20 protein-coding genes and 1 riboswitch are annotated in these 22,860 nt (G+C 69.1%); of the genes, 9 read left to right on the top strand and 11 right to left on the bottom strand.

Features of this window, described 5'->3' with window-relative positions; translation table 11 throughout:
• Positions 1–4 precede the first annotated feature (4 nt).
• The gene (locus tag ACIOEW_RS25100; RefSeq protein ID WP_362545338.1) at positions 5–736 is read left to right on the top strand and encodes a D-Ala-D-Ala carboxypeptidase family metallohydrolase; all 732 of its coding nucleotides are present in this window, start codon (positions 5–7) and stop codon (positions 734–736) included.
• A gap of 44 nt (positions 737–780) precedes the next feature.
• On the opposite strand, the gene ACIOEW_RS25095 is transcribed toward ACIOEW_RS25100, so the two are convergent.
• Positions 781–2,685 (bottom strand): family 20 glycosylhydrolase, encoded by a 1,905-nt coding sequence (locus ACIOEW_RS25095; RefSeq protein ID WP_401966081.1) that lies wholly within the window; start codon positions 2,683–2,685, stop codon positions 781–783.
• A gap of 103 nt (positions 2,686–2,788) precedes the next feature.
• Positions 2,789–3,763: a GlxA family transcriptional regulator gene (locus tag ACIOEW_RS25090; RefSeq protein ID WP_401966078.1), complete on the bottom strand. Its 975-nt coding sequence runs from the start codon at positions 3,761–3,763 to the stop codon at positions 2,789–2,791.
• A gap of 81 nt (positions 3,764–3,844) precedes the next feature.
• On the opposite strand from ACIOEW_RS25090, the gene ACIOEW_RS25085 reads away from it, so the two are divergent.
• Positions 3,845–4,057 (top strand): hypothetical protein, encoded by a 213-nt coding sequence (locus tag ACIOEW_RS25085; protein WP_362545329.1) that lies wholly within the window; start codon positions 3,845–3,847, stop codon positions 4,055–4,057.
• Here ACIOEW_RS25085 and ACIOEW_RS25080 read toward each other — a convergent pair.
• The 6 genes from ACIOEW_RS25080 to ACIOEW_RS25055 form a co-directional block, all read right to left on the bottom strand.
• Positions 4,054–5,061: a ribonucleotide-diphosphate reductase subunit beta gene (locus tag ACIOEW_RS25080; protein ID WP_362545326.1), complete on the bottom strand. Its 1,008-nt coding sequence runs from the start codon at positions 5,059–5,061 to the stop codon at positions 4,054–4,056. The two genes, ACIOEW_RS25085 and ACIOEW_RS25080, sit on opposite strands and share 4 nt — an antisense overlap.
• Positions 5,062–5,063: 2 nt before the next feature.
• On the bottom strand, positions 5,064–7,472 hold the full coding sequence (locus ACIOEW_RS25075) for a ribonucleoside-diphosphate reductase subunit alpha (protein WP_401966074.1): 2,409 nt from the start codon (positions 7,470–7,472) through the stop codon (positions 5,064–5,066).
• Positions 7,473–7,610: 138 nt separating this feature from the next.
• Positions 7,611–7,748, bottom strand: a riboswitch (cobalamin riboswitch).
• 52 nt (positions 7,749–7,800) lie between these two features.
• Positions 7,801–8,313, bottom strand: coding sequence for a GNAT family N-acetyltransferase (locus ACIOEW_RS25070; protein WP_401966071.1), 513 nt, complete (start codon positions 8,311–8,313; stop codon positions 7,801–7,803).
• 117 nt (positions 8,314–8,430) lie between these two features.
• A complete protein-coding gene (gene mctP / locus ACIOEW_RS25065; protein WP_401966068.1) occupies positions 8,431–10,065 on the bottom strand; it encodes a monocarboxylate uptake permease MctP in 1,635 nt (544 codons plus the stop codon).
• Complete coding sequence (locus ACIOEW_RS25060) at positions 10,062–10,316, bottom strand: DUF3311 domain-containing protein (RefSeq protein WP_350999774.1); 255 nt, start codon at positions 10,314–10,316, stop codon at positions 10,062–10,064. Before ACIOEW_RS25060 ends, mctP begins: the two co-directional genes overlap by 4 nt.
• 257 nt (positions 10,317–10,573) lie before the next feature.
• Positions 10,574–11,344, bottom strand: a complete 771-nt coding sequence (locus ACIOEW_RS25055; protein ID WP_362545482.1) for a GntR family transcriptional regulator — start codon at positions 11,342–11,344, stop codon at positions 10,574–10,576.
• A 306-nt stretch (positions 11,345–11,650) separates the two neighbouring features.
• On the opposite strand from ACIOEW_RS25055, the gene ACIOEW_RS25050 reads away from it, so the two are divergent.
• The 4 genes from ACIOEW_RS25050 to ACIOEW_RS25035 all read left to right on the top strand — a co-directional run bounded on the left by ACIOEW_RS25050 (position 11,651) and on the right by ACIOEW_RS25035 (position 16,377).
• Positions 11,651–12,934, top strand: a complete 1,284-nt coding sequence (locus tag ACIOEW_RS25050) for an extracellular solute-binding protein (protein WP_401966065.1) — start codon at positions 11,651–11,653, stop codon at positions 12,932–12,934.
• 85 nt (positions 12,935–13,019) lie between these two features.
• On the top strand, positions 13,020–14,006 hold the full coding sequence (locus tag ACIOEW_RS25045) for a carbohydrate ABC transporter permease (RefSeq protein WP_401966063.1): 987 nt from the start codon (positions 13,020–13,022) through the stop codon (positions 14,004–14,006).
• Positions 14,003–14,833 (top strand): carbohydrate ABC transporter permease, encoded by an 831-nt coding sequence (locus tag ACIOEW_RS25040; RefSeq protein WP_306083171.1) that lies wholly within the window; start codon positions 14,003–14,005, stop codon positions 14,831–14,833. The genes ACIOEW_RS25045 and ACIOEW_RS25040 overlap by 4 nt, the downstream gene beginning before the upstream one ends.
• An 8-nt stretch (positions 14,834–14,841) precedes the next feature.
• Positions 14,842–16,377, top strand: a complete 1,536-nt coding sequence (locus ACIOEW_RS25035; protein ID WP_401966060.1) for a glycoside hydrolase family 3 protein — start codon at positions 14,842–14,844, stop codon at positions 16,375–16,377.
• Between the two features lie 206 nt (positions 16,378–16,583).
• On the opposite strand, the gene nagB is transcribed toward ACIOEW_RS25035, so the two are convergent.
• Positions 16,584–17,369, bottom strand: coding sequence for a glucosamine-6-phosphate deaminase (gene nagB / locus ACIOEW_RS25030; protein WP_362545305.1), 786 nt, complete (start codon positions 17,367–17,369; stop codon positions 16,584–16,586).
• Positions 17,370–17,588: 219 nt separating this feature from the next.
• On the opposite strand from nagB, the gene ACIOEW_RS25025 reads away from it, so the two are divergent.
• Positions 17,589–18,659, top strand: coding sequence for an SIS domain-containing protein (locus tag ACIOEW_RS25025; protein ID WP_401966057.1), 1,071 nt, complete (start codon positions 17,589–17,591; stop codon positions 18,657–18,659).
• Between the two features lie 363 nt (positions 18,660–19,022).
• A complete protein-coding gene (locus tag ACIOEW_RS25020; RefSeq protein ID WP_362545479.1) occupies positions 19,023–20,489 on the top strand; it encodes a histidine kinase N-terminal domain-containing protein in 1,467 nt (488 codons plus the stop codon).
• A 158-nt stretch (positions 20,490–20,647) separates the two neighbouring features.
• Here ACIOEW_RS25020 and ACIOEW_RS25015 read toward each other — a convergent pair whose 3' ends face one another.
• Both ACIOEW_RS25015 and ACIOEW_RS25010 read right to left on the bottom strand, forming a co-directional pair.
• Positions 20,648–20,905, bottom strand: a complete 258-nt coding sequence (locus ACIOEW_RS25015) for a WhiB family transcriptional regulator (protein WP_003953983.1) — start codon at positions 20,903–20,905, stop codon at positions 20,648–20,650.
• Between the two features lie 318 nt (positions 20,906–21,223).
• Complete coding sequence (locus ACIOEW_RS25010) at positions 21,224–22,192, bottom strand: diacylglycerol/lipid kinase family protein (RefSeq protein ID WP_401966054.1); 969 nt, start codon at positions 22,190–22,192, stop codon at positions 21,224–21,226.
• A 244-nt stretch (positions 22,193–22,436) separates the two neighbouring features.
• Between ACIOEW_RS25010 and ACIOEW_RS25005 the strand changes: the two genes are divergently transcribed.
• A complete protein-coding gene (locus ACIOEW_RS25005; RefSeq protein WP_362545476.1) occupies positions 22,437–22,829 on the top strand; it encodes a hypothetical protein in 393 nt (130 codons plus the stop codon).
• Positions 22,830–22,860: the final 31 nt, after the last annotated feature.

Genomic DNA, 22,860 nt, shown 5'->3' with positions numbered 1-22,860 from the left:
CCCCATGCTCAGACGTTCCGCACGACTCCTGCTCGGTCTTGTCATGACCATGGCTTTCGCCTTGGGCGGGGCAGTGGTCACCGCAGGCACCGCACAGGCCGACGGCTGTTACACCTGGACCCGCACCCTTGCCCCGGGCGCCTCCGGCAACGATGTCGTCCAGCTCCAGATCCGCGTGGCCGGATACCCCGGATACAACTCCGTACTCGCCATCGACGGCGCCTACGGGCCCGCCACCACCGCTGCCGTCAAGCGCTTCCAGGCCGCCTACGGGCTGGCCGCCGACGGCGTCGCGGGCCCCGCCACCCAGTCCAAGCTCTACGCGCTCCAGGACAACGACTGCACGCCGATCCACTTCACGTACGCCGAGCTCAACCACTGCAACAGCACCTGGGCGGGCGGTGCCGTCGCGGCGGGCACGGCCAAGGCCAACGCCCTGAGCACCATGTGGAAGCTGGAGGCGCTGCGCCACGCGCTCGGTGACCGCCCCATCACCGTCAACAGCGGCTTCCGCTCCACGTCCTGCAACAGTGCGGCCGGCGGGGCGTCGAACAGCCGGCATCTGTACGGCGACGCGGCCGACCTGGGCGGGATCGCCTTCTGCACCCTGGCCCAGCAGGCCCGTAACCACGGATTCAACGGGATCCTCGGCCCGGGCTACCCGGACCACAACGACCACGTCCACGTGAACCAGGGCCCCAGCCACTACTGGTCCGCGCCGAACTGCGGAATCTGACACGTCTGTGGGGCCCGCCGCACCGGCGGGCCCCACAGGTGTGATCAGGCGGACTTCGCCGTCAGGCGCGTCCCGCCCGTCGTCTGCACCGCGGCGCCGTCCGAGGACCGCTCCGTCAGCCGGAGCTGCGAGACGGCGTTACGGAGGACAAGGGCGCCCGCTCCGGCGTCCAGCTGCCAGCGCTGGGTGCGCGTGCCCGCGGAGCAGGTCCCGAGCGACAGCTCGGCCCCCACCTCCAGCGGAGCGCCCAGGTACTTCTTCCCACGCACCGCGTCCAGGCACAGGCCGCTGTCCGCGGACTTCACGGTGTAGTACCCGTCGGTGGTCGCCGTCAGCGTCCAGGCGGCCTTCGAGCCCCTGGCCAGTGAGACCCCGGCGTCCGCACCGGGCGCCAGCGCCTTCGCGCCCGCGGTCAGCCGGTACGTACCGTCGGCAAGCGGGGTGCGGTCGGTGTTGTCCCAGCCGGGGGCGTGCCCGATCCGGCGGGCCAGCGTCTCGAAACCGGCGTACGTCTCACTGGGCTTCGGGCCGCCCCAGGTGGCCTGCGCGATGAAGCGCAGCGGCATGAAGACCTTCGCCTCGACCTCGTTCTCGGTCTCTGCCGCAGCACTGTCCGGCCACAGGCTGATCTTCGCGCCGGTCAGGTTCGCCGCCGTGGCCGGCAGTGTCTGCCCCTCGAAGCGCAGGGGCGTCCAGTCGCTCTCGTACAGCTTCTGGGTCTGCATCGTGAAGCCGCCGCGCACCAGGTACAGGGCGTACGCGGAGTTCATCACCGGCCGGCCCTCGGCCAGCAGCGCGGACGGCTGCTGGATGGCGCCGCCGCCCAGCCAGTGCTCGACGGTGATGTCGCGGTCGAGCGGGACGACGCTGTTGCGGCCGACGAGTCCGTCGTTCCAGATCCGCAGCGACCGGCCGTCGGCCTTCACATGCGCGCTGACCTGGTTGATGAAGTCGACGAAAAGGTCGTCCGGAGTGGCCGAGGCGCCGAACTTCGCGGTCGCGGCCGTCTGCAGCTGCGGATAGTTCGGGTACGAGGACCCGATCATGTACTCGTCGGCACCCATGTGCCAGGTGCGGGTGTCCCACACCGCAAGGGCCTCGTCCACCATCGAGGTGTAGTACGCCAGCGCCTCGGGCTGCGAGATGTCCAGCCGGGGCGGCGAGGCGACGCCGTCCTTGTCCTTCAGCTGGAGCTCCGGATGGTTCTCCAGGTACGTGTCCATGTGGCCGGGGGAGTTGATCTCCGGTACCAGGTCGATGTGGTACTTCTTCGCCATCGCGACCAGGGCGCGGACCTGCGGCTTGGTGTAGTAGCCCCAGAACGCCGACTCCGGGTCGGTGTCGCTCTTCACCTTCGCCTCGATCCAGAGCTGGTTGAGCTTCTGGGAGGCCATGTCCTTCATCAGCCGCTCGAACCAGGGGAGCGAGACATTGATGTAGCAGGCGCAGACCCCGACCCCGCGCTCGCGGTACGCGGGCACATCGGTCGCCGAACCGCGAGCGGCCCGGCCGTCGTCGTTCAGCAGCTGGAGCACCGTGCGCGAGCCGTAGAAGACGCCCGTCGACGTCGCGGCGGTGACCGTGACGCGGTCGCCGACATCGAGGCGGTAGCCCTCCGCGCCCAATGTGCCCTTCAGCGAAGCGTCCTGGCGCAGCACGATGTCGCCGGAACGAGCCTTGCCCCGGGACACCGCGGCCTTCCCCGCCAGCTCGCCCGCGAACCGCGCCGCGTCGGCCGCGGTGCGCTGCTCGCGCACCCCGTCCAGCACGATCCTGGCCCGGTCGGTGAGGGTGAACTCCCCCTCACCGGACTGCCACTGCCGGAGCGAGGGCAGCACCTCGGGCGGCGGTGCCGCGGCGGCTGTGTCCTCGGCCGAGGCGCTCTGCAACGGCAGCAGAGTGGCGGCGAGCGCGGCCACCACGGCGCCGATGGTCCTTCGTTTGGTCATCCGGATGTCCATGCGCCCGACCCTGGCGCGCCGACGGCGCCCGGGTCCATGGACAGGTGAAGGAATCGGTTGGACGAATGATCCGATGTCAGTGCGTGGACCGTCAGGCGACTTCGGTCAATTCGGTCGGGCCGCGGAAGGTCCGGCGGTACGCGTTCGGCGTGGTGCCCAGGGAGCGTACGAACTGATGGCGGAGCGCCGCGGCGTTCCCGAAACCTGTCTGGCCGGCGATCGTATCCATGGTTTCATCGGATGTCTCCAGGAGGTGCTGCGCCAGCAGCACCCGCTGGCGCAGCAGCCAGCGGTACGGCGTGGTGCCCGTCTCCTGCTGGAAGCGGCGGGCGAAGGTGCGGGGTGACATGTGTGTCTGGGCGGCCAGCTGCTCGACGGTCATCTCCTGGTCGAGGTTGCGCTCCATCCAGGCGAGCGTGTCGCCGACGGTGTCGCAGCGGGTACGGGGCAGCGGGCGCTGGATGTACTGCGCCTGCCCGCCGTCGCGGTGCGGCGGCACCACCATGCGGCGGGCGATGGTGTTGGCGGCGGCCGGCCCGTAGGCCTGACGGACCAGGTGCAGACACGCGTCGATCCCCGCGGCCGTGCCCGCCGACGTGATGACCGCGCCGTCGTCCACGTACAGCACGTCCGGCTCGACGACCGCCCGCGGGAAGCGGCGGGCCAGCTCGGCGGCGTGGCGCCAGTGCGTGGTGCAGCGCCGGCCGTCCAGCAGGCCGGCCGCGCCGAGGACGTACGCCCCCGAGCAGACGCTCAGCACCCGGGCGTCGCGGTCCACGGCCCGGCGCAGCGCCTCCAGGACCTCCTCGGGGTACTCCCGGTCCATGAAGTGGCTGCCGGCCGGGACCGCGATGAGATCGGCCTCCTCCAGGCGGTCGAGGCCGTAGGGGGTGCTGATGGTGAACCCGGCGTGGGTCTGCAGGACCGGGCCCTCGGCGGAGACCACGGCGAAATCGTGCACCGGCAGTCCTTCGTCACTGCGGTCGAGTCCGAACACCTCGCACAGGACGCCGAGTTCGAAGGGGTGGACCTCGTCGAGCAGCAGGGCGGCGACATTCTTCAGCATGAGCTCAGTGTGGCAGTAATTCGATGCTCTATGACAGTCCTGCCACTGCCGGGATCGGTGCGAACCGACGACAGTAGAGGCATGAACACATTCCAGAACGTCCTGGGCATATCCGCTGTTTTCGCTCTCGTCCTGCTGCCTGCGCTGGTCGGCATCGCCCGCGAACGCCGCATCGACCGCCGGCTGCGGGAGGCGGAACGGGCCCGGAGTACCGAACCCCCGCAGACGACGGACGCCGCGCAGCCGGTGAGGGCCGCACGGCGTCCGTACGTCAGAACCTGGGCGCGGATCTAGAAGTCGTCGTCGAAGCCGACCGTGCCCTCGACGGCCACCTGATAGGCGGACGGGCGGCGCTCGAAGAAGTTCGTCAGTTCCTGGACGCCCTGGAGCTCCATGAACGAGAACGGGTTCTCCGATCCGTACACCGTCGGGAAGCCCAGCCGGGTGAGCCGCTGGTCGGCGACGCACTCCAGGTACTGGCGCATCGACTCGGTGTTCATGCCGGGCAGGCCCTCGCCGCACAGGTCACGGCCGAACTGCAGCTCCGCCTCGACGGCCTCCTTCAGCATGTCGGTGACCTGCTGCTGGAGGGCGTCGTCGAAGAGCTCCGGCTCCTCCTTGCGGACCGTGTCCACGACCTCGAACGCGAAGTTCATGTGCATCGTCTCGTCACGGAACACCCAGTTGGTGCCCGTGGCGAGGCCGTGCAGCAGTCCGCGCGAGCGGAACCAGTACACGTAGGCGAACGCGCCGTAGAAGAACAGTCCCTCGATGCACGCCGCGAAGCAGATCAGGTTCAGCAGGAAGCGACGGCGGTCGGCCTTCGTCTCCAGCCGGTCGATCTTCTCGACCGAGTCCATCCACTTGAAGCAGAACTGCGCCTTCTCGCGGATCGACGGGATCTCCTCGACCGCGTCGAACGCGGCCGCCCGGTCGTCCGGATCGGGCAGATAGGTGTCGAGCAGCGTCAGATAGAACTGGACGTGCACGGCCTCCTCGAAGAGCTGCCGCGACAGGTACAGCCGCGCCTCGGGGGAGTTGATGTGCTTGTACAGGGTCAGCACGAGGTTGTTGGAGACGATCGAGTCACCGGTCGCGAAGAACGCGACCAGCCGGCCGATCATGTGCTGCTCGGCGGGCGACATCTTGGCGAGGTCCGCCACGTCGGAGTGGAGGTCGACCTCCTCCACGTGCCAGGTGTTCTTGATCGCGTCCCGGTAGCGCTCGTAGAAGTCCGGGTAGCGCATCGGCCGCAGGGTCAGTTCGAAGCCCGGGTCGAGAAGGTTCTTGTCACGCATGATTACTGGCACGCCTCGCAGGACTCGGGGTTTTCCAGGGAGCAGGCGATCGCGTCCGCGTCGGGCGCGGCTGCCTGCTCGGGGATCGGGGCGGCGGACGCCGCGCGGGCGATCCGGGTCGCCGGGCGGGAGCGCAGGTAGTACGTCGTCTTCAGCCCCTGCTTCCAGGCGTACGCGTACATCGAGGAGAGCTTGCCGATCGTCGGCGTCTCCAGGAACAGGTTCAGCGACTGGCTCTGGTCGAGGAACGGCGTACGGGCCGCCGCCATGTCGATGAGTCCGCGCTGCGGGATCTCCCACGCCGTGCGGTACAACGCCCGCACCTCCTCGGGGATCCAGGCGAAGCCCTGCACCGAGCCGCTCGCCTCGCGCAGCGCCTCACGGGTCCGCGCGTCCCACACGCCGAGCTTCTTCAGCTCGTCCACCAGATACGCGTTGACCTGGAGGAACTCACCGCTGAGCGTCTCGCGCTTGAAGAGGTTGGAGACCTGCGGCTCGATGCACTCGTACACGCCCGCGATCGAGGCGATCGTCGCCGTCGGCGCGATGGCCAGGAGCAGCGAGTTGCGCATACCGGTCCTCGCGACCCGGGCGCGCAGGGCGTCCCAGCGCTCCGGCCAGTTCAGCTCGGTGTCGTAGTGGTCCGGGTGCAGCACACCGCGGGCGGCACGCGTCTCGGACCAGGCGGGCAGCGGGCCCGAGCGCTCGGCGAGGTCGCAGGACGCCTCGTACGCCGCGAGCATGATCCGCTCGGAGATCTTCGTCGACAGGGCGCGGGCCTCGGGGGAGTCGAACGGCAGCCGCAGCTGGAAGAAGACGTCCTGGAGGCCCATCGCGCCCAGACCCACCGGACGCCAGCGGGCGTTGGACCGGCCGGCCTGCTCGGTCGGGTAGAAGTTGATGTCCACGACCCGGTCGAGGAAGGTCACGGCCGTACGCACGGTGGCGTCCAGGCGCTCCCAGTCGATCGTGCCGTCGGCGACGAACGCGCCGAGGTTGACCGAGCCGAGGTTGCAGACGGCCGTCTCGCCGTCGTCTGTGACTTCGAGGATCTCGGTGCACAGGTTCGAGGAGTGCACGACCCGGCCCGGCTCGGCGGTCTGGTTCGCGGTCCGGTTGGAGGCGTCCTTGAACGTCATCCAGCCCTGGCCGGTCTGGGCGAGGGTCCGCATCATGCGGCCGTAGAGCTCACGGGCCGGCATGGTCTTGCGGGCCAGGCCCTTGGCCTCGGCCGCGCGGTAGGCGGCGTCGAACTCGTCGCCCCACAGGTCGACCAGCTCGGGCACGTCGGCCGGGGAGAACAGCGACCAGGTGCCGTCCGTGTCCACCCGGCGCATGAACTCGTCGGGGATCCAGTGCGCCAGGTTGAGGTTGTGCGTACGCCGCTGGTCCTCGCCCGTGTTGTCGCGCAGCTCCAGGAACTCCTCGATGTCCGCGTGCCACGTCTCCAGGTAGACGGCGGCGGCACCCTTGCGCCGGCCACCCTGGTTGACCGCGGCGACGGAGGCGTCGAGCGTCTTCAGGAACGGGACGATGCCGTTGGAGTGCCCGTTGGTGCCACGGATCAGCGAACCGCGGGCACGGATGCGGGAGTACGAGAGGCCGATGCCGCCCGCGTGCTTGGAGAGGCGCGCCACCTGGTGGTAGCGGTCGTAGATCGAGTCCAGCTCGTCCAGCGGCGAGTCCAGCAGATAGCAGGAGGACATCTGCGGGTGCCGGGTACCGGAGTTGAAGAGGGTGGGGGAGGAGGGCAGGTAGTCCAGCCGGCTCATCAGGCCGTACAGCGCGGCGACCTCGTCCAGGGCGCGCTCGGAGGTGTCCTCGGCGAGCCCGGAGGCGACGCGCAGCATGAAGTGCTGCGGCGTCTCGATGACCTGCCGGGTGAGCGGGTGGCGCAGCAGATAGCGGCTGTGCAGGGTGCGCAGGCCGAAGTAGCCGAAGCGGTCGTCGGCGCCGGCAGTGAGCGACTGACCGACCAGCGCGTCCAGGGCGGCCGCGTGGAGCGTCACGAACTCGGCCGTGCGGTCCGCGATCAGGCCCTCACGGTGCCCGACGGCGACCGATGCGGAGAACGACGTCGCGCCCTGCCCGGCCGCCTCGTCCGCGATGGTGCGGGTGAGGAGACGGGCGGCGAGCCGGGAGTAGGCGGGGTCCTCGGAGATCAGGCCCGCGGCGGCCTCGGTGGCCAGCGAGCGCAGCTCCGCCTCGTCCGACCGGGCGTTGCGGCCGCGCAGTGCGGCGGCGGCGACGCGTCCGGGGTCGGTGTCGGGCAGATCGGCGGTGAGGTCGGTCAGGGTCCGCAGCAGTGCGGTTCCCGGCCCGTCCTTCGCGGGTCCGCCGGACCGGACCGTTTCGGCCTCGGCTGCTTCGGACTCGGCCGCTGAAACCGGATCGGCTGGCGCGATGGTCACGCGGTGCTCTCCCTCGCTCGGCTCGGGGCCTTCGGGGAGCGGGGGCAGCCGGGCGGAGCGGGACCCGGCAGGGCAGCGCTCCGTGCGGCGTCCACCGGCCCATCCACGAGGCCCGGACGTCTGGGCATCCGGATCGGTCGAGCCGGATGCGCTGTCGGCAGGACCTCGGACTAGGGAGTGCACAAAAGCACACCGAACACACCGTTGCGGGACAGTTCCGGATTCGCACCGGATTTCCCTGCGGCGACAGCGAGCACGAGCATACATGTGGGGGCTGCCGGATGCGGCAGCCCCCACATGTTGTGTCGTACGAGATCTTGGTGCGCCCTTACGGCAGGGGCCGGAGGTCCAGACGGTACGTCAGCAGCTTGAGGTCGGCGATGGGATTCCAGTCCCTATCGGGCGTCCGTACGAAGCCGAGGCGCCCGTAGATCCTATGGGCTCCGTGCATGGCCGGCTGCGTCGACAGGACGAGCCCCGTGACCCCCGCGGTGCCCCGTGCGCGGTCGATACAGGCCCGTACGAGGGCCTCGCCGGCCCCGGCGCCACGGGCCTCGCGGGAGACCGCCAGCATCCGGAACTCGGCCTCGTCCGCGGCCGCGATGTCGGCCCACGGGTTGCCCGGCCGGGCGTAGGTGACCCCGCCCAGGACGCGGCCCCGCGCGTCGGCGGCCACCAGCACCTCGGCCTCGGCGGCCCGGCGGGGTACGTCGCGCAGCTGTACCAGATACGGATCGTCGGCGCCGTAGTCCAGGAGCCCGTCGCCGAGATAGGCCTCGGCGGTGATCTCGCCGAGGAGCGTGTGCTCGGCGGGCTCGACCGGCCGGATAGCTATGTCCATGGGCGGAAGTCTGCCGTACGGGCGGGCCGTGGCCGCAAGCGATTTCCGCGGCCCGCGTGAACGGGCCGCCGCACCCCTCCCAGGAGGCGTGCGGCGGCCCGTTCACGTGCGTGGCGGTCAGTGGCCGCCCGGCGCGCCGGCGGTGGCCGGCGGGAGCTCCGTCTTCACGCCCGGGTCGCCCGAGTCCGCGGTGTAGTCGCCCGGGGAGGTCTCGTCGATCCCGGCGGGCGCCTTCACGGCGTTCAGGACGAACGTGAGGACGACGACCACCACGACGTTCAGCACGAAGGCCGTCAGGCCGATGTAGCCGATCTCGCCGAGGCCGGGGATCTCCTTGGAGGACCCGCCGAAGTGCTTCTGGGTCGGACTGGCGACCCCGTACGCGGCGGCCGTTCCGTAGATCATGCCGACCGCCCAGCCCGCGAGGAGCGCCCAGCGGTGGAACCACCGGGTGAACAGCCCGCCGACCAGGGCCGGCATCGTCTGGAGGATCCAGATTCCGCCGAGCAGCTGGAAGTTGATCGCGACCGTCTTGTCCATCGTGAGGACGAAGGCGAGCGCGCCGACCTTCACCAGCAGCGACACCAGCTTGGAGACCTTGGTCTCCTGCGCGGGTGTCGCGTCGGGCTTCAGGAAGTCCTTGTAGATGTTGCGGGTGAACAGGTTCGCCGCGGCGATGGACATGATCGCGGCGGGCACCAGGGCGCCGATGCCGATGGCGGCGAACGCGACTCCCGCGAACCAGTCGGGGAACATGTTCTCGAACAGCTGCGGGATCGCCAGCTGGCCGTTGTCCACCTTGACTCCGGCGGCGATCGCCATGAAGCCGAGCAGCGCGAGCAGGCCGAGCATCAGCGAGTACAGCGGCAGGATCGTCGTGTTGCGGCGGATCACCTCACGGCTGCGGCTGGAGAGCGTCGCCGTGATCGAGTGCGGGTACATGAAGAGCGCCAGTGCCGAGCCCAGGGCCAGGGTGGCGTAACCCCACTGGCCCGCCGCTCCGGGCGCGAGTCCGGCCACCGGTTTGCCGGCCGCCTCGTTCTTCGCCGAGAACGCCTCGCCCGCCTTGGCGAAGATGTCGTCGAAGCCGCCGAGCTTGATCGGGATGTAGATGATCGCCACGACGATGACCAGGTAGATCAGGCCGTCCTTGACGAACGCGATCAGCGCCGGGGCGCGCAGGCCGGAGGAGTACGTGTACGCGGCGAGTACCGCGAACGCGATCAGCAGCGGAAGGTCCTTGATGAACCAGTGGGTGTTCTCGCCACCGCCGACGCCCATCACATCCAGAACCGCCTGGATGCCGACGAGTTGGAGCGCGATGTACGGCATCGTGGCGAGGATGCCGGTGACGGCGACCGCCAGCGAGAGCCCCTTGGAGCCGAAGCGGCCGCGGACGAAGTCCGAGGTGGTGACGTAGCCGTGCTTGTGCGACACCGACCACAGACGCGGCAGGAAGGTGAAGATCAGCGGGTACACCAGGATGGTGTAGGGCACCGCGAAGAAGCCGGCCGCGCCCGCCGCGTAGATCGCCGCAGGAACGGCGACGAAGGTGTACGCGGTGTAGAGGTCGCCGCCGAGCAGGAACCAGGTGACCCAGGTGCCGAACGACCGTCCGCCCAGCCCCCATTCGTCGAGGCTGGCCTCGTTCTCGGCCTTGCGCCACCGGGCGGCCATGAAGCCGACGACCGTGACGGCCAGGAAGAAGAAGATGAAGACGCCGAGTGCGACGCCGTTCACGCCGTCCTTCATGCTGACGCACCCCCCTTGCGGGCGCGCTGGTCACGCTGCCACAGCTTGTACGCGAGCATCGTGAGCGCCGTGGAGATCAGCACCCAGAGCATCTGGTACCAGTAGAAGAACGGGATTCCGATGAAGGTCGGATCGACCTTGGCGTACGAACTCACCCAGAGCATCGCCACGAACGGCGCGATGAGACAGAGGGCGATGACCACCCTCATGGGTGTGACTGTGGGTGGTTTTCCTTCTGGTTCTTCCGGCATGGCGGCGACCCCGTCCCCTCGCTGAGCACCTGGTGTAATGCGCAGGAAATCTAGGCGAGGGTTCCGCCCACCGTCACCCCCTGTCCGCATTGCGGTCCGACAACGGTCCTTCGGTATCGCACAGTTGGTCGGAATGGCCTCAAACGTCGGGGTGTTGGTCCAGGCCAATTGGCGGGCGGGAGGCTCACAGGGCAGCGAACAGCCCCCGTGGGAACGGTTCCACGAGGGCTGTGCGGGAGAACGGTGACGCGGACGGATCAGTCCAGCGGCCGCTTCAGGCGGGCCACGAACTTGTAGCGGTCGCCCCGGTAGACCGAGCGCACCCATTCGACCGGCTCGCCCTGTCCGTCCAGCGAGTGCCGGGACAGCATGAGCATCGGCAGGCCCACGTCCGTACCGAGCAGACCGGCCTCGCGCGGGGTGGCCAGGGAGGTCTCGATGGTCTCCTCGGCCTCGGCCAGCCGTACGTCGTACACCTCGGCCAGGGCCGTGTAGAGGGACGTGTACTTCACCAGCGAACGCCGCAGCGCGGGAAAGCGTTTGGCCGAGAGGTGGGTGGTCTCGATCGCCATCGGCTCACCGCTCGCCAGACGCAGCCGCTCGATGCGCAGCACGCGGCCGCCCGTGCTGATGTCCAGGAGCCCGGCGAGCATGTCGTCGGCCGTGACGTAGCCGATGTCCAGTAGCTGGGACGTCGGTTCCAGTCCCTGGGCGCGCATGTCCTCGGTGTACGAGGTCAGCTGCAGGGCCTGCGAGACCTTCGGCTTGGCGACGAAGGTGCCCTTCCCCTGAATGCGCTCCAGCCGGCCTTCGACGACCAGTTCCTGGAGGGCCTGGCGCACGGTGGTGCGCGAGGTGTCGAACTCGGCGGCCAGGGTCCGCTCCGGGGGCACGGGGGTGCCCGGCGGCATCGTGTCCGTCATGTCGAGCAGATGCCGCTTCAGCCGGTAGTACTTCGGGACGCGCGCGGTGCGCGTACCCACGCCCGAGCCCGTCTCGTTCTCCGTACTGCCCCCGTCGGCGCCCATGGCCCGCCTTCCCGACTGCTGCGTTGCTGCCGTCACCGGCTCCTCCGTCTGTCGCGGCTCACATGGTGGCACGGTCCGGTCACGGCTCGTTGCCCCCCCTCAGGTGTCGGTCCTATAACGGACGCGAGTGCACTTCTTATACACCCTTGACACCCCTAAAGGTCTAGGCCAAGCTCCCGGTACTGGTCTAAACCATTAAAGACCAGGTCCCAGCCCCACGGGCAGTACCCGCCGCATTTCAATTGTGCGACGCAGGGCGTTCTCGGGTCATGGGGGGAATTCTCTTGCAGCCCTGAGGAGGGTGTCGTGAAGCGCGGACTCATCGCGGCCATTGGCGTCGTGGCTCTGTTGGCAGGTGCCACTGCCTGTGGCTCGGACGACAAGACCGACAGCAGCAGCAAGAAGACCGGTCCCGACAGCTACAAGGGGCAGACGCTGACTGTCTGGGCCATGGACGGCTCGACGCCTCCCGGCTGGACCAAGGACCTGACCGCCGCCTTCGAGAAGAAGACCGGTGCCAAGCTGAAGTTCGAGACCCAGAAGTGGGACGGCATTCAGCAGAAGATCACGACGGCTCTCTCGGAGTCGACCCCGCCGGACGTCATCGAGGTCGGTAACACCCAGACCCCTGCCTACGCGGCAACGGGCGGCCTCTCCGACCTGAGCGACCTCAAGAAGGAGATCGGCGGCGACTGGGTCGAGGCGCTCAACGAGTCCTCGGTCTTCGACGGCAAGCAGTACGCCGCCCCGTGGTACTTCGCCAACCGCGTCGTCATCTACAACAAGAAGGTCTGGGCCGACGCCGGCATCAAGGACACCCCGAAGACGCGGGACGAGTTCTTCAAGGACCTGGACGCCATCAAGGCGAAGGGCAAGGCCGAGCCGATCTACCTGCCCGGCCAGAACTGGTACTTCTTCGACGGCCTGACCATCGGCCAGGGCGCGGACCTCGTGAAGAAGGAGGGGGACAAGTACGTCTCCAACCTCTCCGACCCCAAGGTCACCGCGGCCATGGAGCTCTACAAGAAGTACCAGGGCTACTCCAAGGCTCCCAAGGACAAGGACGAGGCCACCCCGCAGCAGGCCGAGGTCTTCGCCAAGGGCAACGTCGGTGCCTTCATCGGCATGGGCTGGGAGGCCGGCACGGCCATCGCGGCCAACAAGAAGATCGAGAGCGACATCGGCTACTTCACCATCCCGGGTGAGACCGCCGAGAAGCCCGAGGGCGTCTTCCTCGGTGGCTCGAACTTCGCGGTCGCCGCGGGCAGCAAGAAGCAGGACCTCGCCAAGGAGTTCCTGAAGCTCTCCCTGTCCGACCAGTTCGAGGGCCAGCTGGCCAAGGAGAACGGCGTCATCCCGAACAAGGAGTCGCTCAACTCCAACCTGACCGGAAACGGCGCCGCCGAGGCCGCAGCCCCGGCCGCCGTCGCCGGCGGCACCACCCCGCTCATCCCCGAGTGGGCCGCAGTCGAGAACGCGCCGAACCCGATCAAGAGCTACATGACCGCGGTTCTGAACGGTAAGTCCCCGGCCGAGGCCGCCAAGGCGGTCGAGTCGGAGATCAACAAGCGCCTCGCGCAGAAGAGCTGATCGCACGCGCCGGGGGGCGGGCAACGACCGCCCCCCGGCGCACTCGCGTGACTCGACCGTACGGCCCAAGACAGAGATGGCGAGCATGTCAGTGCAGACCGAAAAAGCGGACTCGGTCCCGGCAGCCGGCGTCCGCAAGGACGACGCCCCTTCCGGCGGCCCCGTCGCATCGAGCAAGGAGCGGACCGGCGGCTCCGCCCCCTACCTCCTCCTTGTGCCCGCACTGCTCGTCACAGCGGTGCTCCTGGGCTACCCACTGGTCAAGAACGGCATGCTGTCGTTCCAGAACCTCAACCCGCGCCAGCTGATCCTCCACCTGACCGAGTGGAACGGCATCGACAACTACAAGGAAGTCCTCGGCAGCTCGGACTTCTGGAGGGTTGTCGAGCGGTCGGTCCTCTTCACCACCGCCAACGTCGTCCTGATCATGGTGTTCGGGATGCTGGTCGGCCTCCTGCTCGCACGACTGGGCAAGAAGATGCGACTGGTGCTCATGCTGGGCCTGGTGCTTGCCTGGGCCATGCCGATGATCGCGGCGACCACGGTCTACCAGTGGCTGTTCGCCCAGCGGTTCGGTGTCGTCAACTACGTCCTCGACAGCCTCGGCTGGCACTCGATGGCCGACTTCAACTGGACGAGCAGTCAGCTGTCCACCTTCTCGCTGGTCACCCTGGTGATCGTCTGGCAGTCCATCCCGTTCGTGGCGATCAACCTGTACGCCGCGTCGACGACGATTCCCAAGGAGCTGTACGAGGCCGCCTCGCTCGACGGCGCCAACTCCTGGAAGAGCTTCACCTTGGTGACGCTCCCGTTCCTCAAGCCGTTCCTGCTGGCCACGACGTTTCTCGAAGTCATCTGGGTCTTCAAGTCCTTCGCCCAGCTCTTCGCGATCAACGGCGGCGGCCCGGACCGGCTCACCGAGACCCTGCCCGTCTACGCGTTCGTCGAAGGCGTCGGCAACCAGCACTTCGGCATGGGTGCGGCCATCTCGTTCCTGACGATCATCGTCCTGCTGGCGATGACCGCTTACTACCTGCGCACCGTACTCAAGCAAGAGGAGGACGAGCTGTGAAGCGCTCACTGTTCGGCCGGATCTGGCCCAACCTGACGGCTGTCGTCCTCTTCATAGGCTTCGCGTTCCCCGTCTACTGGATGTTCAGCACGGCCTTCAAGCCGACCGGCGACATCATCACCGACACCCCGGTGTGGTTCCCCACCGACATCACCTTCGAGCACTTCAAGAAGGCCATGGCGGCCGACCACTTCTGGACCCTGGTACGCAACTCGTTCACGGTGACGATCATCTCCGTGGTCGCCTCGCTGGTGATCGCGCTGCTGGCGTCCTTCGCGATGGCGCGCATGCGCTTCAAGGGCCGCCGCGGCATCCTGCTGACGTTCATGATCGCGCAGATGGCGCCCTGGGAAGTCATGGTCATCGCGATCTACATGCTGGTCCGCGATGCGGACATGCTGAACAGCCTGGTCCCGCTGACGGCCTTCTACATGATGATGGTCCTGCCCTTCACCATTCTGACGCTGCGCGGCTATGTCGCCGCCGTGCCCAAGGAGCTGGAGGAGTCCGCCATGGTCGACGGCTGCACCCGCCCGCAGGCGTTCAGGAAGGTGATCCTGCCCCTGCTCGGCCCCGGTCTGATGGCGACCTCGCTCTTCGGTTTCATCACCGCCTGGAACGAGTTCCCGCTCGTCCTCATCCTCAACAAGGACATCGAGTCCCAGACCCTGCCGCTCTGGCTCTCGCAGTTCCAGACCGCGTTCGGTGACGACTGGGGAGCGACCATGGCTGCCTCCTCACTCTTCGCGATCCCGATCCTGATCCTCTTCATCTACTTGCAGCGCAAGGCCGTCAGCGGTCTTACCGACGGCGCAGTGAAGGGATAACGCCTGCCATGACCACCCTGACTTCCACCACGGACACCGTCACCCGCGACGCCCTCGCCGTCCTGCAGCCGGGCTTCACCGGCACCACCGCACCGGACTGGCTGCTGCGCCGCGTCGGTGAAGGCCTCTCCTCCGTAGGTCTCTTCGGCCGCAACATCGAGACGCCCGAGCAGCTTGCCGCGCTCACCGCACAGCTCCGCGCCGAGCGGGACGACGTGCTCGTCGCCATCGACGAGGAGGGCGGCGACGTCACCCGGCTGGAGGTGCGTCACGGCTCGTCCTTCCCCGGCAACCTGGCGCTCGGCTCCGTCGACGACGTCGCACTGACCCGTGCCGTCGCCCAGGAGCTGGGCCGCCGGCTCGCCGACTGTGGCGTCAACCTCAACTGGGCGCCCTCCGCGGACGTCAACTCCAACCCCGGCAACCCGGTGATCGGGGTGCGGTCCTTCGGCGCCGACCCCCACCTGGTCGCCCGCCACACCGCCGCGTATGTCGAGGGCCTCCAGGCCGCCGGCGTCGCCGCCTGCACCAAGCACTTCCCGGGGCACGGCGACACCGCGGTCGACTCGCACCACGCGCTGCCCCGCATCGACGTGGACCTGGAGACCCTGCACGCCCGTGAGCTGGTGCCCTTCCGGGCGGCCATCGCGGCGGGTTCCAAGTCGGTGATGAGCGCGCACATCCTGCTGCCCGCGCTCGACCCGCACCGCCCGGCGACCCTGAGCCCGCAGATCCTGACCGGTCTGCTGCGCGAGGAGCTGGGTTACGACGGCCTGATCGTCACCGACGCCGTGGAGATGCAGGCCATCGCCTCGACCTACGGGATCGAGCGCGGCTCGGTCCTCGCGATCGCGGCGGGCGCCGACGCGCTCTGCGTCGGCGGCGGTCTCGACGACGACAGCACGGTCCTGCGGCTGCGCGACGCGCTGGTCGCGGCTGTCCGTACCGGTGAGCTGCCCGAGGAGCGGCTGGCGGACGCCGCCGCCCGGGTACGGGCCCTCGCGTCCTGGACGCAGCGGGCCAGGGGGGCTGTCTCGGAGCCGGGCGCGGCAGTGCAGGAGGGGACCGCGCCCGGCACCGGAAACGGCACGGGCATCAGCTCGGACATCGGTCTGATCGCCGCCCGCCGCGCGGTGAAGGTGACCGGCTCGGGCGAGCCGCTCACCGGACCGGCGTACGTCGCAGCCTTCACCCCGGTCGCGAACATCGCGGTCGGCGACGAGACCCCGTGGGGCGTCGCCGCCGAACTGGCCCGGTTGTTGCCGGGCACCGGGACCGACACGTACAGCAGCGAGACCGGGGAAACCGCGGCCGGTGTGCTGCGGGCTGCGGGGGAGCGGCGCATCGTCGCGGTCGTCCGCGACGCGCACCGCCACCCGTGGATGACCGAGGCCCTCGACGCGGTGCTGGCGGCGCGTCCGGACACGATCGTGGTCGAGATGGGCGTCCCCCAGGCCGAACCCAGGGGAGCCCTGCACATCGCCACCCACGGCGCGGCCAGGGTCTGCGGCCGGGCGGCGGCTGAGGTCATCACAAGCCGCTGACCCACCGCTGCCGCGACGGTCAAGCCCGCCCGGACGGGCCCAGCCCCGCCGGGCAGGCCCGTCCGGGCAGGATCGAGCCCGTGCAGGCAGGATCAAGCCCGTCCGGCGATTGAGGACAAAGGCAAAGGCGCGCCCGGCGGGACGCCCCGCACGCGAGAGGGCCGGGACACCACACGGTGTCCCGGCCCTCTCGCGTACCGGAAGAGCTAAATACCCTGCCACAGCGGCTTCGCCGCATACGTGGCGCGGAAGTAGTCCGCCAGCTTCAGCTTGGACGCCGCCGCCTCGTCGACCACGACCGTCGCGTGCGGGTGCAGCTGCAGTGCCGACGCGGGCACGATCGAGGCGATCGGACCCTCGACCGTCTGCGCCACGGCGTCGGCCTTGCCCTCGCCCGTCGCGAGCAGGATCGGGTGGCGTGACTCCAGGATCGTGCCGATGCCCTGGGTGATGACGTGGTGCGGCACCTGCGCGATGTCGTTGTCGAAGAAGCGCGCGTTGTCGACCCGGGTCTGCTCGGTCAGCGTCTTGATCCGGGTACGGGAGGCGAGCGAGGAGCACGGCTCGTTGAAGCCGATGTGTCCGTCGGTGCCGATGCCGAGCAGCTGGAGGTCCACGCCGCCGGCCTCGGCGAGCGCCTTGTCGTACGCCTCGCAGGCGGCCTGGACGTCCTCGGCGGAGCCGTCGGGGCCCATGAAGGAAGCCTCGGAGAGCCCGAGCGGTTCGACGACCTCGCGCAGCACCACGGAGCGGTACGACTCAGGGTGGCCCGCCGGCAGTCCCACGTACTCGTCGAGCTGGCAGATGCGGGCGCGCGACGCGTCCACGGCACCGGAGCGGACCCTGGCCGCCAGTGCCTGGTAGATGGGCAGCGGGGTCGAGCCGGTGGCAACGCCGAGAAGGGCGTCGGGCTTGCGGCTCAGCAGGGCGCCGATGGCCCCCGCGATCAGTTCGCCGCCTGCCTTGGCGTCCGGGACGATGACAACTTCCACGCGGGGCCTGCCGATCTGGAGTGAAGATATGTGGTATAGACCAATCTAAGGACAATCTAGCAGACCTCGCGCCCCTGGACACGGCTCCCGGGTGCTCGTCGGGGAGACCTTTCGGGATGCCCGCGTGCGGCCGCGCCGGGAAGCCGTCCGCTGGCGGGCCCGCGGTGCCCCGTGTTCGACTTGACCGACGCATTGCGACACTCCCGGGAGGCACCAGACATGTCCGCCACGTACCCGGCCGGCGAGGGCGAGCAGCCCGGCCGGATCATGTCCGGCGAGATGGCCGAGCAGCCCGAGACGCTCCGGCGCATCCTGGACCGAGGGGCGCCCGCCATCCAGGCGGTGGCCGCCGAGATCGCGGCCAGGAAGCCGCGCTTCGTCCTGCTCACCGCCCGCGGCACGTCGGACAACGCCGCGCTCTACGCGAAGTACCTGCTGGAGATCACGCTCGGCATGCCCTGCGGCCTGGCGTCGATGTCCACGACGACCGCGTACGGCGCCAAGCCCGATCTGAAGGACGTCCTCGTCATCACCGTGAGCCAGTCCGGCGGCTCGCCCGACCTGGTGGCGTCGACGAAGGCGGCCCGGGAGGCCGGCGCGGTCACGCTGGCGGTGACCAACAGCCCGGACTCACCGCTCGCCGCGGTCTCCGAGTACCACATCGACATCCTGGCGGGGCCGGAGAAGGCACTGCCGGCCACCAAGACGTACACCGCCTCGCTGCTGTCCCTGTACCTCTTCGTGGAGGGCCTGCGCGGCGGCGACGGAGCGGCGGCCGCGATCCTGCCGGAGCTCGCCGAGGCGATCCTGGCACGCAAGGACGAGGTCAAGGCCCTGGCGTCCCGCTACCGCTTTGCCGAGCGCATGGTCATCACCTCGCGCGGCTACGGCTATCCGACCGCCAAGGAAGCCGCCCTGAAGCTGATGGAGACGAGCTACATCCCCGCTCTGTCCTACTCCGGCGCCGATCTGCTGCACGGTCCGCTCGCCATGGTCGACAACATCTCTCCGGTGATCGCCGTGGTCACCGACGGTCGGGGCGGCAAGGCCCTACAGCCGGTGCTCGACCGGCTGCGCGGCCGCGGGGCCGACCTGTTCGTGGTCGGTCCGAAGGCCCAGGTGGAAGCGGCCTCCGCGGGCTTCGTGCTGCCGACGGCCGGCGTGGCGGAGGAGGTCCAGCCGATCCTGGAGATCCTGCCGCTGCAGATGCTGGCCTACGAGGTGACGATCGCCCGCGGTCAGGACCCGGACGCGCCGCGCGCGCTCGCGAAGGTCACCGAGACCCGCTGAGGGGCGCGTGATCCGCCCCGGGAAACACCCGCGGGCCGCGGCGCCGGGCCGGGACCCTCAGCCCGACCAGCACCGCAGCCCGGAGCAGGACCGCCCTCGCGGGCGATCGGTTCGGCCGGCGGTGTGCGGTGCCCCCGGCCGGGGAGAGGTGCCGGCGCAGTCAGGGCAGAGAGCGCAGGTACCTCGTTCCGCTCTCCTGTGCGGGGAGAGCGGAGGCTCTGTCTTCAGCATTGTGGACTAGACCATTCGTCGTGTCCATCCGTGGTGCGCGATGATTTCCGGCCCTTCTTCCTGCACGTACGGGCCGGCCGTCCGGTTCGGAAGCTGTGCACATCCACAGGTACGCTCGCACACGTGCCCTCCATGAACGACCTCGTCCGCCAGCACACAGCCCTGAGTGACACCGACCTCGAGTGGCTCCATCTGCTGGTCTCGGAGTGGCAACTGCTCTCCGACCTGTCCTTCGCCGACCTCGTTCTCTGGGTCCCCACCCGTGACGGTACCCGCTATGTGTCCGTCGCCCAGATGCGTCCCAACACCGGCCCCACCTCCTACCAGGACGACATGGTCGGCCATCTGGTCCCGCGCGGCCGCCGTCCGCTGCTGGACGCGGCGCTGGACGAGGGCCGGATCGTGCGCGAGGGCGACCCGGAGTGGCGCGAGGAGGTTCCCGTACGGGTCGAGTCGATCCCCGTACGCAGGGAGGGCCGGGTTCTGGGCGTCATCGCGCGCAACACCAACCTGCTCACGGTCCGCACGCCGTCCCGGCTGGAGCTCACCTACCTCCAGTCGGCCTCCGACCTGGCCCAGATGATCGCGGCCGGGTCCTTCCCGTTCCCCGGCCAGCAGGTCGACATGGACGCCTCGCCGCGGGTCGGTGACGGTCTGGTCCGCCTCGACGCCGACGGCGTCGTCCAGTACGCCAGCCCCAACGGCCTCTCCGCCTACCACCGCCTCGGCCTCGCCTCCGACCTGGTCGGACAGCACCTCGGCGGGATCACCGCCGAACTCGCGCCCTCCCGGGGCCCGGTGGACGAGGCGCTCGTCAAACTCGCCAGCGGTTACGCGCCCCGCGAGTTCGAGGTCGAGTGCGCGGGTGGTGTGATCCAGCTCCGTGCGATCCCGCTCAAGCCCAAGGGGGTCCGCATCGGCTCTCTGGTGCTGCTGCGTGACGTCACCGAACTGCGTCGCCGCGAACGCGAGTTGATCACCAAGGACGCCACCATCCGGGAGATCCACCACCGGGTGAAGAACAACCTCCAGACGGTGGCTGCCCTGTTGCGCCTGCAGGCCCGCCGGATGGACTCCCCGCAGGGCCGCGAGGCGCTCAACGAGGCGGTGCGGCGCGTCGGTTCGATTGCCATCGTCCATGAGACGCTGTCCCAGAATCTGGACGAGCGGGTGGAGTTCGACGAGATCGCCGACCGGGTCATCGCCATGGTCGCCGAGATCTCGCCGGGCAAGGTCACGTGCCGTCGCACCGGACGCTTCGGCATCCTCGACGCCGAAGTGGCCACACCGCTGGCGATGGTTCTCACCGAGGTGCTGCAGAACGCTCTGGAGCACGCGTTCGGCGTGGCCGAGTCCGGCACGGTCGAGGTGTCGGCTGTGCGCGGCGGTTCGCCCACCGAGGGACGGCTGCTGATCACCGTTCAGGACGACGGCTGCGGCCTGCCCGAGGGGTTCGACCCGCAGCGTGCCGGAAATCTGGGGCTCCAGATCGTGCGGACGCTGGTGGTGGGCGAGCTGGGCGGCTCGTTCGGCATGGTGCCGGCGCCCGAGCGTGGCACCCAGGTCGTCCTGGACATCCCGGTCCGCGCCGACAAGTAGTACGTACGGACAGCAGAGAGCCCGGACCGTTGGTGAACGGTCCGGGCTCTCTGGTCAAGCGTGCGCTTCGGGGGTACTGCGCGCTGCGACTCGGGGGGCGGGGTGATGCGTACACTCCGTACGCGCCGCCTGGCTGAGGTTCGTAGCGGTGGCGTCGGTCAGGCGCTTGCGTTGCGCGCCCGGTTGCGAGCGGCGCGGCGCTTCATTGCGCGGCGCTCGTCCTCGCTGAGGCCACCCCAGACGCCGGAGTCCTGGCCGGACTCGAGCGCCCACTGCAGGCACTGCTCCATGACGGGGCAGCGACGGCAGACGGCCTTGGCTTCCTCGATCTGCAGCAGCGCAGGACCGGTGTTGCCGATGGGGAAGAACAGCTCCGGGTCTTCCTCACGACAAACGGCGTTGTGACGCCAGTCCATGGCTGCTACCTCTCCTTGGTATACGTACTGTGGCTTGTGAATGTGAACGCTTTCACGAATCCCCCCGAACGTGTCGGGCCGACGCCCAGATGAACTGGTTGTGGTCCTGTGCAGTGAGGAGGGGTTCTGGCTCTCAGTGGAGGCCGTTGTTGCGGGCCGTCCCGATCGCCATGTAGAGATTCGCAAACCTCGGCGACGGATACAACCCCTTCTGGAAAGTTTTTTTTGATTCCTCGGTGTCGGCTAGGTCACAGCCGTACTTCTAGAGGGTGGAAGCCAGTCCAAACGTTCGAGTTAAAGGACTTTGGTCCCTTCCGCTCACACAATCACACGCAGTGCACGGCGTACGCCTGTGAACGTCACACTCGTACGCAGCCCCAGGTGGTCACCGTCCATCTGGAAGGGCAGTGGAGCCTTTGAATGCAAGGTGAAGTCCGTGAGGTCATGCAGTGAAACAGCGTGCTTGCCGCGCGGGCCCTTTTCGGGACTCGAAGTGAGCAGCTGGGTGGCGTAGCGGGTGACCGCCGCGGTGGACAGACGCTGCAGGCCCAGGACGTCCAGGGCGGTGTCGAACGATGCCTTCGGAGAGGCGTACATCGGCCGGTTTCCCAGGTAGGTCCAGGGGGCCGTGTTGCAGATTATGGAGAGCGCGAGGTCGGTGACCGGGTCCTGGCCGGGCACCTCGAGCGTGATCGTCCCCTGCCGCCGATGCGGCTCCTCCAGGAACTGGCGCATCACCTGTCGCACGTACAGCGCGTGGGTCGAACGCTTGCCGCGTTCGCGCTGCTGTTCGACGCGGCCGATCACTCCGGCATCGAATCCGAGGCCGGCGCAGAAGGTGAACCAGCGCTCCGGGACCGATTCGTCCTCCGTGCCGGGTGTGCCGGCCGCCAGGCCCAGGCCCACGGTGCGCTCTGTGCGGTTGGCCAGTGCGTCCAGGATGGCGCCGGTCGCCTCCACCGCGTCGTTCGGCACGCCGAGGGCGCGCGCGAAGACATTGGTGGAGCCGCCGGGAACCACGGCGAGTTTCGGCAGGTTGTCGATGTCGGGGCCGTTGTGGAGCAGGCCGTTCACGACCTCGTTGACCGTGCCGTCACCACCGAGCGCGACCACGAGGTCGATGTCGTCACTGTCGGCGGCCCGTCGTCCCAGGTCGCGGGCGTGTCCGCGGTACTCCGTGGACACGGCCTCCAGCTTCATCTCGCTGGCCAGTGCATGAATCAGCACGTCACGGGTCCGCGCACTGGTGGTGGTGGCAGCTGGGTTGACCACAAGAAGTGCGCGCATGACCGCCAGACTACCTACCGAGAGGTATCGGCCTGAAGTCCTGCCCGGTCACCTTCACGCTGAGTGACGAAAGGGGCGTGGTCCGGCGGGCCGCGCGCACCGTCCGGGGGTGGTTCGGCGGTGTTCCGACCCCGGCTTCCCTTTCGTGTGCCGGGGATGCCAACCTGCAAGGGTGAGTACTCAGCAGAACGCGCCCTCGTCGATGCCCTTGGCCGAGCCGCCGAAGCCGGCCAGGATCACGCTCGTGGCCGGACTCAACGCCCTCGAAGGTGCAGCCCTCGTCATCGGCGGTGTCTACATGCTGGTCATGGGGCTGCTCGGCCGCCCCGACAGTCCACAGCAGGCCGAAATGGGCGGTCTGACAGTGATCGCGCTGGGGCTGATCCCGCTCTTCGCCGCCCGCGGACTGCTCCAGCGACGCAGCTGGAGCCGCGGACCCGCGCTCATCACACAGATCATCGCGCTCCCGGTGGCCTGGACGCTGCTGCGGTCCCACGGGGTGCTGATCCCGGCCGGGATCGTGCTCGCCGCGGCGTCGCTGACCGCGCTCTACCAGCTGGCGCGGCCGGCGACCATCGAGGCGCTCGGCATCCGCCGGCCGGGCTCGACGCCCGACGCGGACAGCGCCGACGCCTGAGAGGCTCCCGGGCGGCCTGGCAGCCGCCCGG

Source organism: Streptomyces sp. NPDC087901, assembly GCF_044742205.1.
GTDB lineage: Bacteria > Actinomycetota > Actinomycetes > Streptomycetales > Streptomycetaceae > Streptomyces.
Note: the sequence above shows the minus strand (reverse complement) of the source record. Positions and strands in the feature narration are given on the sequence as shown.

Coding starts and splice junctions, on each gene's coding strand:
- ACIOEW_RS25015 (WP_003953983.1), bottom strand. CDS start 20,905: ATGGACTGGCGTCACAACGCCGTTTGTCGTGAGGAAGACCCGGAGCTG.
- ACIOEW_RS25100 (WP_362545338.1), top strand. CDS start 5: ATGCTCAGACGTTCCGCACGACTCCTGCTCGGTCTTGTCATGACCATG.
- ACIOEW_RS25045 (WP_401966063.1), top strand. CDS start 13,020: ATGTCAGTGCAGACCGAAAAAGCGGACTCGGTCCCGGCAGCCGGCGTC.
- ACIOEW_RS25095 (WP_401966081.1), bottom strand. CDS start 2,685: ATGACCAAACGAAGGACCATCGGCGCCGTGGTGGCCGCGCTCGCCGCC.
- ACIOEW_RS25080 (WP_362545326.1), bottom strand. CDS start 5,061: ATGCGTGACAAGAACCTTCTCGACCCGGGCTTCGAACTGACCCTGCGG.
- ACIOEW_RS25090 (WP_401966078.1), bottom strand. CDS start 3,763: ATGCTGAAGAATGTCGCCGCCCTGCTGCTCGACGAGGTCCACCCCTTC.
- mctP (WP_401966068.1), bottom strand. CDS start 10,065: ATGAAGGACGGCGTGAACGGCGTCGCACTCGGCGTCTTCATCTTCTTC.
- ACIOEW_RS25010 (WP_401966054.1), bottom strand. CDS start 22,192: ATGCGCGCACTTCTTGTGGTCAACCCAGCTGCCACCACCACCAGTGCG.
- ACIOEW_RS25085 (WP_362545329.1), top strand. CDS start 3,845: ATGAACACATTCCAGAACGTCCTGGGCATATCCGCTGTTTTCGCTCTC.
- ACIOEW_RS25020 (WP_362545479.1), top strand. CDS start 19,023: ATGAACGACCTCGTCCGCCAGCACACAGCCCTGAGTGACACCGACCTC.
- ACIOEW_RS25035 (WP_401966060.1), top strand. CDS start 14,842: ATGACCACCCTGACTTCCACCACGGACACCGTCACCCGCGACGCCCTC.
- ACIOEW_RS25025 (WP_401966057.1), top strand. CDS start 17,589: ATGTCCGCCACGTACCCGGCCGGCGAGGGCGAGCAGCCCGGCCGGATC.
- ACIOEW_RS25070 (WP_401966071.1), bottom strand. CDS start 8,313: ATGGACATAGCTATCCGGCCGGTCGAGCCCGCCGAGCACACGCTCCTC.
- ACIOEW_RS25055 (WP_362545482.1), bottom strand. CDS start 11,344: ATGGGCGCCGACGGGGGCAGTACGGAGAACGAGACGGGCTCGGGCGTG.
- ACIOEW_RS25060 (WP_350999774.1), bottom strand. CDS start 10,316: ATGCCGGAAGAACCAGAAGGAAAACCACCCACAGTCACACCCATGAGG.